13 protein-coding genes are annotated in these 12,940 nt (G+C 45.5%); 9 read left to right on the top strand and 4 right to left on the bottom strand.

The window, feature by feature from the left end:
* Positions 1-3 precede the first annotated feature (3 nt).
* Positions 4-822, top strand: coding sequence for a phosphate ABC transporter ATP-binding protein PstB (gene pstB / locus AB8599_RS12560; RefSeq protein ID WP_407331252.1), 819 nt, complete (start codon positions 4-6; stop codon positions 820-822).
* 14 nt (positions 823-836) lie between these two features.
* Positions 837-1,544, top strand: coding sequence for a phosphate signaling complex protein PhoU (gene phoU / locus AB8599_RS12555; RefSeq protein ID WP_407331251.1), 708 nt, complete (start codon positions 837-839; stop codon positions 1,542-1,544).
* A gap of 93 nt (positions 1,545-1,637) precedes the next feature.
* Here the strand turns inward: phoU and bamE are convergent, their stop codons facing one another.
* The 3 genes from bamE to nadK all read right to left on the bottom strand — a co-directional run bounded on the left by bamE (position 1,638) and on the right by nadK (position 4,841).
* Positions 1,638-1,994: an outer membrane protein assembly factor BamE gene (gene bamE, locus AB8599_RS12550; RefSeq protein WP_407331250.1), complete on the bottom strand. Its 357-nt coding sequence runs from the start codon at positions 1,992-1,994 to the stop codon at positions 1,638-1,640.
* Between the two features lie 126 nt (positions 1,995-2,120).
* Entirely contained in the window at positions 2,121-3,788 is a 1,668-nt protein-coding gene (recN, locus tag AB8599_RS12545) for a DNA repair protein RecN (protein ID WP_407331248.1), read from the bottom strand.
* Between the two features lie 171 nt (positions 3,789-3,959).
* Positions 3,960-4,841: an NAD(+) kinase gene (gene nadK, locus AB8599_RS12540; protein WP_407331247.1), complete on the bottom strand. Its 882-nt coding sequence runs from the start codon at positions 4,839-4,841 to the stop codon at positions 3,960-3,962.
* A gap of 306 nt (positions 4,842-5,147) precedes the next feature.
* Here nadK and grpE point away from each other — a divergent pair, with 306 nt between their 5' ends.
* From grpE to dnaJ, 3 genes are all read left to right on the top strand, one after another.
* Entirely contained in the window at positions 5,148-5,753 is a 606-nt protein-coding gene (gene grpE, locus AB8599_RS12535) for a nucleotide exchange factor GrpE (protein WP_407331246.1), read from the top strand.
* Positions 5,754-5,950: 197 nt separating this feature from the next.
* A complete protein-coding gene (gene dnaK, locus AB8599_RS12530) occupies positions 5,951-7,864 on the top strand; it encodes a molecular chaperone DnaK (RefSeq protein ID WP_407331245.1) in 1,914 nt (637 codons plus the stop codon).
* Between the two features lie 119 nt (positions 7,865-7,983).
* Entirely contained in the window at positions 7,984-9,135 is a 1,152-nt protein-coding gene (gene dnaJ, locus AB8599_RS12525; RefSeq protein WP_407331244.1) for a molecular chaperone DnaJ, read from the top strand.
* A gap of 45 nt (positions 9,136-9,180) precedes the next feature.
* Here the strand turns inward: dnaJ and AB8599_RS12520 are convergent, their stop codons facing one another.
* Entirely contained in the window at positions 9,181-9,624 is a 444-nt protein-coding gene (locus tag AB8599_RS12520; protein WP_407331243.1) for a type IV pilin protein, read from the bottom strand.
* A 144-nt stretch (positions 9,625-9,768) separates the two neighbouring features.
* Here AB8599_RS12520 and AB8599_RS12515 point away from each other — a divergent pair, with 144 nt between their 5' ends.
* From AB8599_RS12515 to AB8599_RS12500, 4 genes are read left to right on the top strand one after another with little or no spacing between them, the layout of a single operon-like run.
* Positions 9,769-10,263: a prepilin-type cleavage/methylation domain-containing protein gene (locus AB8599_RS12515; protein WP_407333218.1), complete on the top strand. Its 495-nt coding sequence runs from the start codon at positions 9,769-9,771 to the stop codon at positions 10,261-10,263.
* Positions 10,260-10,925, top strand: coding sequence for a prepilin-type N-terminal cleavage/methylation domain-containing protein (locus AB8599_RS12510; RefSeq protein ID WP_407331242.1), 666 nt, complete (start codon positions 10,260-10,262; stop codon positions 10,923-10,925). Before AB8599_RS12515 ends, AB8599_RS12510 begins: the two co-directional genes overlap by 4 nt.
* On the top strand, positions 10,925-12,298 hold the full coding sequence (locus AB8599_RS12505) for a hypothetical protein (RefSeq protein WP_407331241.1): 1,374 nt from the start codon (positions 10,925-10,927) through the stop codon (positions 12,296-12,298). The genes AB8599_RS12510 and AB8599_RS12505 overlap by 1 nt, the downstream gene beginning before the upstream one ends.
* On the top strand, positions 12,288-12,728 hold the full coding sequence (locus tag AB8599_RS12500; protein WP_407331240.1) for a prepilin-type N-terminal cleavage/methylation domain-containing protein: 441 nt from the start codon (positions 12,288-12,290) through the stop codon (positions 12,726-12,728). The genes AB8599_RS12505 and AB8599_RS12500 overlap by 11 nt, the downstream gene beginning before the upstream one ends.
* Positions 12,729-12,940: the final 212 nt, after the last annotated feature.

The raw sequence follows: 12,940 nt of genomic DNA, 5'->3' as shown, positions 1-12,940 counted from the left end.
GAAATGTTATCCATCAATGCCAACTTAGGATTACCCGGTCCGATTGATTTGTCCTCACTTCCCGATGAGCAGACAACGCTGGGAATCCAAAATCTAAACTTGTATTACGGCAATTCTCAGGCATTGTTTGATATCAATATGCGCATTCCTAAAGGCAAAGTGACGGCCTTTATCGGGCCCTCTGGCTGCGGAAAATCAACGCTTCTTCGCTGTATCAATCGAATGAATGATCTGGTTGACGGCTGTCGTGTTGATGGCGAAATTTTGTTGCATGGCACCAACGTCTACGATGAAAGCGTTGATGTTCCAGCTTTGCGCCGACAAGTGGGTATGGTGTTTCAACGGCCAAACCCCTTTCCCAAATCCATCTATGAGAATGTGATTTACGGTTTGCGATTGCAAGGTGTAAAGAATGCAAGAAGTCTGGATGATGCAGTAGAGCGCTCTCTTCGCGCAGCAGCACTTTGGGATGAAGTGAAAGATAGACTGCATGACAATGCCTTTGGCTTGTCGGGAGGTCAGCAGCAGCGTTTGGTTATTGCGCGCGCGATCGCGATTGAACCTGAGGTATTGCTGTTGGATGAACCGACGTCAGCGCTGGACCCGATCTCGACACTGACCATTGAAGAGCTCATCAATGATCTGAAGCGTAAATACACGGTAGTGATCGTCACGCATAATATGCAGCAAGCCGCACGTGTTTCCGACCAGACAGCGTTTATCAACCTAGGTAAGCTGGTAGAATACGCGGACACAGACACACTCTTCACGACGCCCAAAAATAAGCAAACTGAAGATTACATCACCGGTCGTTACGGCTAAAGGATTCTGAGTAGATGGACAATCACAATTTCAGTCGCCATATCTCTGGTCAGTTTAATGCTGAACTGGAGTCTATTCGCACACACGTGCTTGCCATGGGGGGGCTGGTGGAGCGTCAGTTAACGGATGCTTTGAGGGCCATACACTACCAAGATGTAGAGCTCGCGAAGCAAGTTATTCGTGAAGATCACAAAGTAAATTCGATGGAAGTGGCCATTGACGAAGCGTGTACGCGGATCATCGCCAAGCGTCAGCCTACAGCAGGTGATCTCCGTTTGGTTATTGCGATCATTAAAACCATTACCGATCTTGAACGCATCGGTGATGTCGCAGACAGCATTGCAAAAATGGCATTGGATAACTTCTCCAATCATCAGCAACCTTTTTTGGTTTCGCTAGAAAATCTAGGCCATAAAGCGGCTCGCATGTTGCACGATGTGCTCGACGCATTCGCACGTATGGATGTGGATGCGGCAATGAAGGTTTATCATAGTGATGATCATCTTGACAAAGAGTATGAGGCGATTATTCGCCAGCTGATGACATATATGATGGAAGACCCTCGTTCTATACCGAATGTATTGAAGGTCATGTGGTCGGCACGCGCCATCGAGCGAGTGGGTGATCGCTGCCAGAATATTTGTGAGTACATCATTTACTTTGTCAAAGGTAAGGACATTCGTCATACCAACAAAGAGCAGCTAGAGAAAATGCTCAAATAGTTGAGTGTTACTCTAAAATACGTGTTTATTGGCAAACAGCAGAATGCCATAGACATAAAAAAACCCGCTAATGCGGGTTTTTTAGCTACTAGATTATCGAATCACTTCAAAAAAGCTCGTACCAGCCTGAAAGTCTCCTTTCATGCCGATCAATTGACCGCTTTCATCAAAAGAGAGAATTAACTCTTTTTGCTCAGGCTCAGAATGACCCGGTTTCAGCCACTGAACGAAATACCAAGTATTTGGATAACCAGCTTCTACCAGCATTGGTGGACCAAGTAAGAATTTGACTTGCTCTTTGGTCATGCCAAATTTGAGTTCTTCAACTGCACTTTGGTCGATGTAGTTTCCCTGATTGATATCTATACGGTAAACCAGCTTATTAACCCAAGAACAACCTGTCAGGCTGGCAAGGACAAGAGATACCGCAACGACGTGTTTCCAATGCATGACTTCTTACTTCATTTCCAAAATAGGGGACGATGATAAACAAGCAAGTGAGAGAAGTAAAAAACTCTTCTCTCAACTTGGTTGTTCGACCGTGCTATTTGAAAAAAGTTTCTTTTCTGACAATCACTATGCTGCCACCAACAATTCTTTGGCATTCGCCAGTGTGTGTTCTGTGATTTCACTACCACCTAGCAGACGAGCCAACTCTTGAACGCGTGCTGTAATGTCGAGAGGGATCATGCTGGTGGTCGTTGTTCCTTTATCACTGGTCTTAGTGACAAACATTTGTTGATGCCCGCAACCTGCGACTTGTGGTAAATGAGTCACACACATAACTTGGGTCGATTCGCCAAGTTTGCGCAGTAGTTTCCCAACGATGGCTGCTGTTGGGCCGCTGATGCCCACATCCACTTCATCGAAAATCAAACTTGGCGTATCGACTTTCTGAGCGGTAATCACTTGTATAGCCAGAGAAATGCGCGACAGCTCGCCACCGGACGCTACCTTGCCCAGCGCTTGCATTGGCTGGCCGGGGTTAGTGGAAACTAAAAACTCGATGTTATCGACACCCATAGGTGAAAGATTGCTCTCTGGTTGGCTGTTGATGTCAATATGGAACTTGCCATGCTGCATGCTGAGTTCATGCATGCTGGACGAAATCAGTTTATCCAGCTCTTTGGCGTATCGTTTGCGGCTCTTACTGAGCTTCTCTGCGGCAGCAAGACAGGCTTGTTGCTTGAGTTCTACATCAGCCGCGAGCTGTTCAATCTGGTTATCACTGTCATTGAGTGAGTCTAATTCGGCAACGAGCGCCTGATGGGCCTGATAGAGCTCAGCAGGAAGCACTTGATGCTTGCGGGATAGGCGCATGATGCTTGCCATGCGATCGTCAAGGTAGCTCAGGCGAGCAGGATCCATATCCAGTCGGTCCATGTAGCTAATGATCTCATGGCTGGTTTCTTGAACCTGAATACAGGCCTCATCCAACATTTGCATTAGCGGCGTGAATTGGCTGTCCATGGATGTTAGTTCAGCCAGCTTTTGTTGTGCAAACTGCAAGAGATGAAGAGCGTTGTTGTCGTCGTCTTCGCTCAGCGCTTGAATGACACTTTGACTACAAATTGCAATATCGCCGCAGTTTGAAAGGCGCTTGTGCTCTTCTTCAAGATCAGGGTACTCCGTTTCACCGAGTGCTAATTCGTTGAGCTCTTTGACTTGATACTCCAAAAGCTGTTTTTGCGCCTCAAAGGCTTCTTTGTTTTTCTCGAGTTGTTTGAGTTCGTTACGGGCTGCACGCCAGTTTTGATAGCGCTGTCTCATGGTCACTAGCAGATGCTGATGGCCTGCATATTGGTCAAGCAAAGTCAGTTGGAAATCATTACGCATCAAAAGCTGATGAGCATGCTGACCATGAATATTTATGAGGTGTTGGCCGAGTAATTTTTGCTGAGAGGCCGGAACAGGACTTCCGTTAATGAAAGCACGTGAGCGGCCTTCTTTGGTGATAACCCGGCGCAATATGCACTCTTCTCCGTCTGCAAGTTCATTATCTTCAAGCCAGCGACGTGCCGCTGGATTATTTTGCAGATGGAAGAGTGTTACGATTTCTGCCTTATCTTCACCTGGACGAACCATCGATGCATCTGCGCGGTCGCCAAGGCAAAGCCCCAATGCATCAATGGCAATGGATTTACCTGCACCTGTTTCACCGGTGATCGTGGTCATTCCCTTTTGGAAATCGAGCTCTAATGATTTAACTATGGCAAAGTTCTGAATCGTAATGTGCGCCAGCATGTGTGAATACCTGTATCTATCATCACCTGTTTGTACGTACAGTATATACTGTGTTTGTATACAGTAAAGTTGTTAGGGGGGCAGCTTAGAATTATTTTGTGATATGGATAACAAAAAAGAGCAGATTTGGCCTGCTCTTTGTGTTTTTATTCGGCGATTGGCGATTAAGGGCTAGAAAAGCTTGCTTGACCATCCTAGTTTTGTTCGCAAGGTTTTGTAGTAGTTGTAGTTTTTAGGGTGGATTAGCTTTAGCTGCGACGGACTACGGTAGATATGCACTTCATCGCCAGGGTTGACGGGTAGCGAGACCTGACTGTCGCAACTTACTTCCAAGGTGCTTCCGTTGTCTGGAGAAACCACGAGTTTGATGTGGCGTTTCGCGTCAACAACGAGTGGGCGGCTAGAAAGCGTATGGGGAAACATCGGTACTAGCGATATGGCATCAAGGCTAGGCGATAATATCGGGCCACCGCCTGAGAGGCTGTATGCCGTTGAGCCTGTTGGCGTCGAGATGATAAGTCCATCTGAGCGTTGTGAAAACGCGAAGTTATCATCGATGTAAACTTCAAACTCGATCATATGTGCGACTTGACCAGGGTGAAGAACCGCTTCATTCAACGCTGCATTGTGGCTTTTAATTTGGCCGTGTCGATGTACTTCAGCTTCAAGCAAAAAACGGGGGTCTTCGACGAACTCTCCAGCTAATACGGCAGAAAGCGTTTCTTCATACGCGTCAGGATCAATGTCGGTTAGAAACCCTAAATTTCCGCGATTGACACCAATGACTGAAATATCGAAACGAGAAAGAACCCGAGCTGCGCCCAGCATATTTCCATCACCACCAATCACGATCGCAAGGTCTGCTTTGGCGCCCATAGAAAGAAGATCGTGAAAATCTTCTGCGGGAATATTGATGTAACTGTCTAGTCGATTGTCGACCAAGGTGCGATAGCCTTGTTTGGTTAGCCAGTAATAAAGATTTTCGTGTGTGGCAACGGCTTCGGGGTTTCGCGGTTTGCCCACTAAAGCAATTGTCTTAAAACGCTTTGACATCGTATCGATCCTGCGTTGTCTAGTGGCTTGATTATATACCCAAATTCATTCGAGATGTACGTGTTAACAAGCGTTGTAATGCCTTGAATAGCCAATATCAACATGGTGAAAACGTGCTGATATATTCATCAATATTGCCCTTTTTCATGTTAGGGGTATAAACATTCGATCGTTTGAGTGCAACTTTGCCGCAAATGACGCCTTGAAACACGGCTATACATCCCCATAATAAGCAAAACCGTCGAGATTGATGCCCCATTGCATCACAATGTGGGTTTCAACACAGAGTATTGTGTCGGAGATAGCATGAACAACGAAGAAAACAAGATCCAGCAAGACGAATTGCAAAACGCAGAAACTGTTGAAGTGAAAAATGAAAATATTCTAGATGCTGAAGCAGATGCAATGATCAACCGGATTGCAGAGCTTGAAGCGGCACTTGAAGCCAGTGAAGCGAAGGTTAGCGAGCAACAAGACAGCGTATTACGTGCTCGTGCTGACGTAGAAAATATGCGTCGTCGTACTGAACAAGAAATTGATAAAGCGCGTAAGTACGCGTTGGAGCGATTTGCGGGTGAATTGTTGCCTGTTATCGACAACATGGAGCGTGCGGTTGAATTGGCTGACAAAAACGATGAAGCCATCAAGCCTATGTTGGAAGGTATTGAGCTGACGTTGAAAACTATGAAGGGAACCATTGAGAAATTTGGCTTGAAAGAGCTGAACCCTCATGGCGAACCGTTCAACCCTGAATTCCATCAGGCGATGTCTATTCAGGAAAGTGCTGAGCACGAGCCAAATACCGTTATGCTAGTGATGCAAAAAGGCTATGAACTGAATGGTCGCGTTGTGCGCCCAGCGATGGTTATGGTTTCTAAAGCGGCGGCGGGAAATGTAGACGAGCAGGCATAATCGCCTCTTTTCAATAAAAACCCGCTTTTTGCGGGTTTTTTTATTTGTCCCCCTTGAAAGTGCTAAACCTGCCCTTATTAACTGGGCATCGAAAGAAATTAAAAAATTTTTCTTGTGCAGGGTTGAACCCTCTAACGCGACCCCCATATAAGGGGTAACGCAACATAGACGTAAGTTGAATTTCGGAGAAAACCAAAATGGGTAAGATCATTGGTATCGACTTGGGTACTACCAACTCATGTGTAGCAGTACTGGACGGTGACAAACCACGCGTAATTGAAAACGCGGAAGGTGATCGCACAACGCCATCAATCATCGCGTACACCCAGGACGGTGAAATCTTGGTAGGTCAGCCAGCAAAACGTCAGGCTGTCACTAACCCAGAAAATACGCTGTATGCAATTAAACGACTCATTGGTCGTCGCTTTGAAGACGAAGAAGTTCAGCGTGACATCGAAATCATGCCTTTCAAAATTGTGAAAGCTGACAACGGTGATGCTTGGGTAGAAGCGAAAGGTCAGAAAATGGCTGCTCCTCAGGTTTCGGCTGAAGTTCTGAAAAAAATGAAGAAAACGGCGGAAGACTTCCTCGGTGAGGAAGTGACTGGCGCGGTTATCACTGTACCTGCGTACTTTAACGATGCTCAGCGTCAAGCAACTAAAGATGCTGGTCGTATTGCGGGTCTAGAAGTTAAACGTATCATCAACGAACCAACCGCAGCTGCATTGGCGTACGGTTTGGATAAAGAAGGCGGCGACCGTACTATCGCGGTTTACGACCTAGGTGGTGGTACTTTCGATATCTCTATTATCGAAATTGATGAAGTTGAAGGCGAGAAGACGTTCGAAGTACTAGCAACCAATGGTGACACTCACTTAGGTGGTGAAGACTTTGATAACCGTCTAATCAACTACTTGGTAGACGAATTTAAGAAAGACCAAGGTATTGATCTGCGCAAAGACCCGCTAGCTATGCAGCGTGTTAAAGAAGCCGCAGAGAAAGCGAAGATTGAACTGTCTTCTGCTCAGCAGACCGACGTTAACCTGCCATATGTAACGGCAGATGCGAATGGTCCTAAGCACATGAACATTAAAGTGACGCGTGCGAAGCTTGAGTCTTTGGTTGAAGATTTAGTTCTTCGCTCTCTTGAGCCGTTGAAAGTTGCTCTTGCAGATGCAGACTTGTCTGTGAGCGACATCAATGACGTTATCTTGGTTGGTGGTCAAACACGTATGCCAATGGTTCAAGCTAAAGTAACTGAATTCTTTGGTAAAGAGCCACGCAAAGACGTGAACCCTGATGAAGCAGTTGCTGTTGGTGCTGCGGTTCAAGGTGGCGTATTGTCTGGTGACGTTAAAGACGTTCTTCTGCTAGACGTTACACCTCTGTCTTTGGGTATTGAAACCATGGGCGGTGTAATGACTAAGCTGATTGAGAAGAACACCACGATTCCTACTAAAGCGAATCAAGTGTTCTCAACGGCTGACGACAACCAAAGTGCAGTAACGATTCACGTGCTGCAGGGTGAGCGTAAACAATCGATTTACAATAAGTCTTTGGGGCAATTTAACCTAGAAGGCATTAACCCTGCTCCACGCGGCATGCCACAAATCGAAGTGACTTTCGATTTGGATGCAGATGGTATCTTGCATGTGTCTGCGAAAGACAAGAGCTCAGGTAAAGAGCAGAAGATCACTATTCAAGCATCGGGTGGTCTGAGCGACGACGAAATCGAAAAAATGGTTCAGGAAGCGGAAGCGAACAAAGAAGCAGATAAGAAGTTCGAAGAACTTGTGACTGCACGCAACCAAGCTGACCAACTAGTACACGGTACACGTAAGCAAATTGAAGAAGCAGGCGATGCTCTGCCAGCGGATGAGAAAGAGAAAATCGAAGCAGCAATTAGTGAGCTAGAAACAGCACGCAAAGGCGAAGATAAAGAAGCCATTGATGCAAAAGTTCAGGCACTTATTGCAGCATCTCAAAAGCTGATGGAAGTAGCCCAGCAAAAAGCTCAAGCTGCTCAGACTGACGATGCCGGTGCACAAGCGAAGCAAGACGACGATGTTGTTGATGCTGAGTTTGAAGAAGTAAAAGACGATAAAAAATAAGACTAGCTAATTAGCCGTTTTATTTCGCACGGGCGTAGGAGGGATCTCCTCCGCCCGTAGTTGTATGATGCGAAGCGGGTTAATGTTCGCTTGGTCTAAAAACAGGTGACAAGTAAAACATGTCAAAACGTGATTTTTATGAAGTACTTGGCGTAAGCCGTGACGCCAGTGAACGCGACATTAAAAAAGCGTACAAGCGTCTGGCAATGAAGTTTCACCCGGATAAAAACCCAGGTGACGAGACGGCGACGGATAAGTTTAAAGAAGTCAAACTAGCATATGAGATCCTGACTGACGCGCAAAAACGTGCAGCCTATGATCAATACGGTCATGCTGCCTTTGAGCAAGGTGGTATGGGCGGCGGCGGTGGTTTCGGTGGCGGCGGTAATGCAGACTTTAGCGATATCTTCGGCGACGTGTTTGGCGACATCTTTGGTGGCGGCGGTCGTCGTGGTGGTGGTCAGTCTCGCGCTCAACGCGGTGCTGATTTACGCTACAACATGGAACTCACACTAGAAGAAGCTGTTCGTGGTGTGAACAAAGAGATCGATGTCCCAACGTATGTTAGCTGTGATCCTTGTGGTGGCAGTGGCGCGAAACCGGGTTCATCACCACAAACCTGTGGCACGTGTCATGGTCAAGGCCAGGTGCAAATGCGTCAGGGTTTCTTCGCTGTGCAGCAAACTTGTCCAACCTGTCATGGTCGCGGAAAAATTATTAAAGATCCGTGTGGCAGTTGTCATGGTCAAGGCCGCGTACAGAAAACGAAAACCCTTAGTGTCAAGATTCCTGCGGGAGTTGATACGGGAGACCGTATACGTCTAACGGGTGAAGGTGAAGCTGGCGAATATGGTGCACCAGCTGGTGATCTATATGTTCAGGTTCATGTTCGTGACCATCACATATTTACGCGTGATGGTAACAACCTGTATTGCGAAGTGCCTGTAAGCTTTACTATGGCTGCATTGGGTGGGGAAGTTGAAGTCCCAACACTTGATGGTCGAGTCAGTCTGAAAGTACCTGCTGAAACTCAAACTGGTCGTATGTTCCGCATGCGTGGTAAAGGTGTGCAGTCAGTACGTGGCGGCGGCTTAGGTGATTTAATCTGTAAGCTGGTTGTTGAAACACCCGTCAATCTAAGTAGCAAGCAAAAAGAATTGCTGCGTGAATTTGAAGAAACGTTAGGTGGCAGTGCAGCCAAAAAGCACAAGCCTAAATCGGAAGGTTTCTTCGATGGCGTGAAGAAATTCTTCGATGACCTGACAAGCTAAAAATTATCAAATGAAAAGCCGGCGACGTTAAACTCGCCGGCTTTTTTATATCCAGCATTTACTATTATCGGAAATACCTACCCCATCTTTTTTGAAGTTTACCTGCTCTGACGCTGCATTGATTGCCATGGTGTGGCAGTCGGTGTCGTTGTCTTGCCGGGATGTCGCCTTCGGCTTAGCTTTGATAACGTAAGCGTTGTTGCCAGTGCCACTTGTATCAATCGAAAAGTCATACTCTTCTGACACTTTGCATTTGCTGCAAATCAGTGTCGTATCATCGGGATAACTCCAACTATTTTCAGTGAAGAACTGCTCAGTGTGAACTTGAAGTTGATAAAGATCGACTTGTACTCGGCTTCGTTCTGACTTAATCAAATAATTACCCATTGCTGGAATGGCGATGGTGGCAAGAGCACCAACAATCGCGACGGTCACTAAGATTTCGATCAATGTCATGCCCGTGTGTAATGTTCGTTTTCTCAGCATCATTTTTTATATCGCTATACGGGAAATTTGTATTCAATCCAAAGGGCTAAATTATCGATGTGGTAGTATCCAGACAAGTTACGTTAAGGACATTGGACGTTTGTTGTGGGTAATTGGAATCGAACACGCGGATTTAGCTTGATTGAAATGATAACTACGCTATCAGTTCTGGCGGTGGTCACAGCGGTTGCTGTGCCAAGTTATGTTTCTTCGCATAAAGCCGCGGTGGTGGAAAGCAAAGCGACCCAGTTATTGAGCATGCTAGAGGTTGGCCAGTCAGAATCGATAAAACGCCATAGTATTATTTACGTTCATTATGTACCAGTCACTGAAGATGCGAATGGTTGTATTGGTTTAAGCACCAAATCAGACGTGGGTGATTTTAGCTGCACAGCCAGTGAAGGGTTGCAAAAATTCATCATTGAAAGTGGTGGTAGTGTGACGGTTCAAGAACCCGCTACTTCATCCGCCGAAAAACTTTTTCATTTCTCCCCAAAGAATGGTCTTCCCTCTGTTAATAAAACAGTGAAACTTGCCAAAGGATCGGAAACGGGTAAGGAATCAGGAATTCTTATCCGCCAGTATTCGGGTTTAAAAGGGTGTAGCAATACAGTTGTTACCGGCTGGGAGTCCTGTTCATGATGAAGAGGAAAAAGGTCTTTGGGTATACCTTAGTTGAATTAATGGTCGGCCTAACCGTGAGTTTGGTTGTTTTGGCTTCTTCCATTGCTTTGTTTTCGGTGAGTACAAATATGGGATCTGCGCATTTACAGCGAGATTTCTTACGTTCTCAGCTAAACCTCATTGCCGACACCTTGAAAAATGATATCGCAAGGGCAGGGTTCTGCTTCGACTGCTCGTCGTCCAATCCATTTATTGTTAAAGATGCGGCCGGATTGGCTTCCTCGATCCTTATTGATGACAGTGCCAATCAATTAACTGAGGGCTCATGTATTCGCTTTGCCTATAACCATGACAAAAGAGCTGGAGTGATGACGCCTGGCAAAGATGATGCGATGGGGTATCGATTGGGGAAAGATCCTGACAATAACCCAGTTATTGAAATATACGAGAACTGGAAAGCGTTAACCAACTGGAAATGTGACAGCGGTTATTGGCGAGACATGACCTATGACCGACTTGAAATTACCGATTTAACTTTCAAACGTGCGTATTACGAAGCTGTTGTTGGTTCGAATAAGCTTCAATCAGTCGAAGTGAAAATATCCGCCTCACTGAAGTCAAACAGTGCTATTTCAGATGCAGTGTCTTTTACTGTTTCTGTTCCTAACGTGGATGGGTAATGACGATGAACAAAGACAAAGGAATGGCGACACTGGCAGTGGTTAGTGGTGTATTGGTTATGGTGGCATTATTTGCAGTATCAGTAGCAAGCTCAGGATACGGTGAAATTAAAAAAGCACAAAATTTGCTGATTGATGCTGAGCAGCGAGCGAAAGCGAAAGCAGGGCTGGATTGTGCGATCGCGGTGTTTGAGCAGTTAGAGCCAAATCAAGCGGCTCTAAATGATGGTAGTTTCGAGTCAAAACTAAGGAATGAGTGCGCAGGCAGTACAGGAAGCCAACTATCTATATCAGGAGTCGGTAGCCCTTGGTCTTTGTCTTCGTTTTCAGGTTTTGCTGAGTATGGTTTTGTTATTGATAGCGGAGGAGGGACTGCATCAGCCTTCAAAACATCAGGTAGTTTGATTTTAGAGGGCGGAAACTCTTGGGTGCCAGCAAAAGGAGCACATGTTGGAAAAGGCGGGGGGCTGGACATCTATGAATGCCTAGCCATAGTGGCGGGTGGAGATGTGATCATTGATACGGGAAATTCGACGGCTACGTTTGAGTCTCAATTGCTAGAAACTAATTTGGAAAAGTGCAAAGAAGGCTTCAGTACAACGGTAGGCACCAATACTAGAAAGAAAAATGACTTTGAAGCAGATATTTTGCACTCTCAGCCAAATATGGACCTGTTTAAAGATAAATTTCAGGAGAAGAAAAGTGAATGGGCAAAAATTAAAGCTAAGTTTGATGTTTCTTTTAGCACGAAGACAACGCAAATCGTAGATGGCTCCGTTTTAACGGTCGACATAGCAGACCAATGTGGCGTACTGATAAACGAAAAGCGTGATGCTGTAGAAAAATCTGATGGTAAGTTAGTGACTATTTGGGTCGATGGTGACTGCAATTTGAGTGGGATAGTTAGTGACAGTAATAAGCCCGTTTCAATTGTTGTGAAAGATGGTGTACTCGCTTACAACGGTGCATTAGCTAATTTTAATGGCTCTATTTTCCAGTTTAACTATGAAAGAGATAACTTTCTTGATTCATGGTTAGAATTTCAGGTTGTAATGGATAGCGAAGGAAACCCTCAATTAGATGGTGGCGGGAATCCTGTTACTACCGTTTCCTGCACCAGTGGTAAAATGGCGACAGTATGTGCTGAATTCAAAAACGCTGATGCACTTGGATTAGATCCTGAAAGTTGGAGGTACCTTCCATTCCTGTTTCGGGGATCTTTTGAGACTAAAGGGAGCTATATTGTAGACGTTGCAAACAGTACTTCGAAAGTGTTTGGGGCTTTTAAGCCAGGATATGACGCAAGCACTGATGAAAACCCAGAATTTCCCCGCCAGCCTAAAATAGTAAGAGGCAGCATTCATGACTTCTAATCGCGGTTTTTCCCTTATTGAAGTGTTAGTTTCTGTCGTAGTGGTGGTGTTGTCAGGTATTGGAACGCTAAAGCTATATAGCTATATGGAAGTAGAGAAAAGCAATGCGGCGATGATGATAGAAGCAAAACGAATTGCAGAGAATCAAGCGTCACTGCTTCAAACTATCAATACGACAGGTAATTCTGATTGCAATGGCGAAACGCTCGATACTATCGAGTCCTGTGTACTGACACTTCATGACGATAGCCCGTTTACGTTGTCTATATCTAATGAATCATCTCTTAACCTCCCTCCTTCTGGTAGCACTGTGGCAGAGCTTTATGCCAAAATTCTTAAGGTGGAAGTGAGCTGGAAAGACCGTAGTGGTATAAATCGACAGGTCAATCTACCCGTTACAGTATCAAAATTCACCAACTTGATTGAATAATGCGCGAACAATTCTGTTTTGTGATGTTTTTCGCAAAACACCCTTGCCAAGATTCAATCGCTCCCTATAATGCGACCTCACTGACACGGCGACTTGCTCCACACGGAACAAACAGCCCACTCGGTACGGCGAAACGGCTTCAAAGTTGATTGAAAATAAACGCTTGACGTTAACGACTCAATCAGTAGAATGCCCGCCTGCTTCAACGGAAA

Source organism: Enterovibrio litoreus, assembly GCF_045679545.1.
In the GTDB taxonomy this organism is placed as follows: domain Bacteria; phylum Pseudomonadota; class Gammaproteobacteria; order Enterobacterales; family Vibrionaceae; genus Enterovibrio.
The sequence above is the reverse complement of the archived record's forward strand: the minus strand, read 5'-3'. Positions and strand labels throughout refer to the sequence as shown.

Bases quoted from the DNA above. Each gene is read 5' to 3' on its own strand.
- pstB (WP_407331252.1), top strand. From the start codon at position 4: ATGTTATCCATCAATGCCAACTTAGGATTACCCGGTCCGATTGATTTG.
- phoU (WP_407331251.1), top strand. From the start codon at position 837: ATGGACAATCACAATTTCAGTCGCCATATCTCTGGTCAGTTTAATGCT.
- bamE (WP_407331250.1), bottom strand. From the start codon at position 1,994: ATGCATTGGAAACACGTCGTTGCGGTATCTCTTGTCCTTGCCAGCCTG.
- recN (WP_407331248.1), bottom strand. From the start codon at position 3,788: ATGCTGGCGCACATTACGATTCAGAACTTTGCCATAGTTAAATCATTA.
- nadK (WP_407331247.1), bottom strand. From the start codon at position 4,841: ATGTCAAAGCGTTTTAAGACAATTGCTTTAGTGGGCAAACCGCGAAAC.
- grpE (WP_407331246.1), top strand. From the start codon at position 5,148: ATGAACAACGAAGAAAACAAGATCCAGCAAGACGAATTGCAAAACGCA.
- dnaK (WP_407331245.1), top strand. From the start codon at position 5,951: ATGGGTAAGATCATTGGTATCGACTTGGGTACTACCAACTCATGTGTA.
- dnaJ (WP_407331244.1), top strand. From the start codon at position 7,984: ATGTCAAAACGTGATTTTTATGAAGTACTTGGCGTAAGCCGTGACGCC.
- AB8599_RS12520 (WP_407331243.1), bottom strand. From the start codon at position 9,624: ATGATGCTGAGAAAACGAACATTACACACGGGCATGACATTGATCGAA.
- AB8599_RS12515 (WP_407333218.1), top strand. From the start codon at position 9,769: ATGATAACTACGCTATCAGTTCTGGCGGTGGTCACAGCGGTTGCTGTG.
- AB8599_RS12510 (WP_407331242.1), top strand. From the start codon at position 10,260: ATGATGAAGAGGAAAAAGGTCTTTGGGTATACCTTAGTTGAATTAATG.
- AB8599_RS12505 (WP_407331241.1), top strand. From the start codon at position 10,925: ATGACGATGAACAAAGACAAAGGAATGGCGACACTGGCAGTGGTTAGT.
- AB8599_RS12500 (WP_407331240.1), top strand. From the start codon at position 12,288: ATGACTTCTAATCGCGGTTTTTCCCTTATTGAAGTGTTAGTTTCTGTC.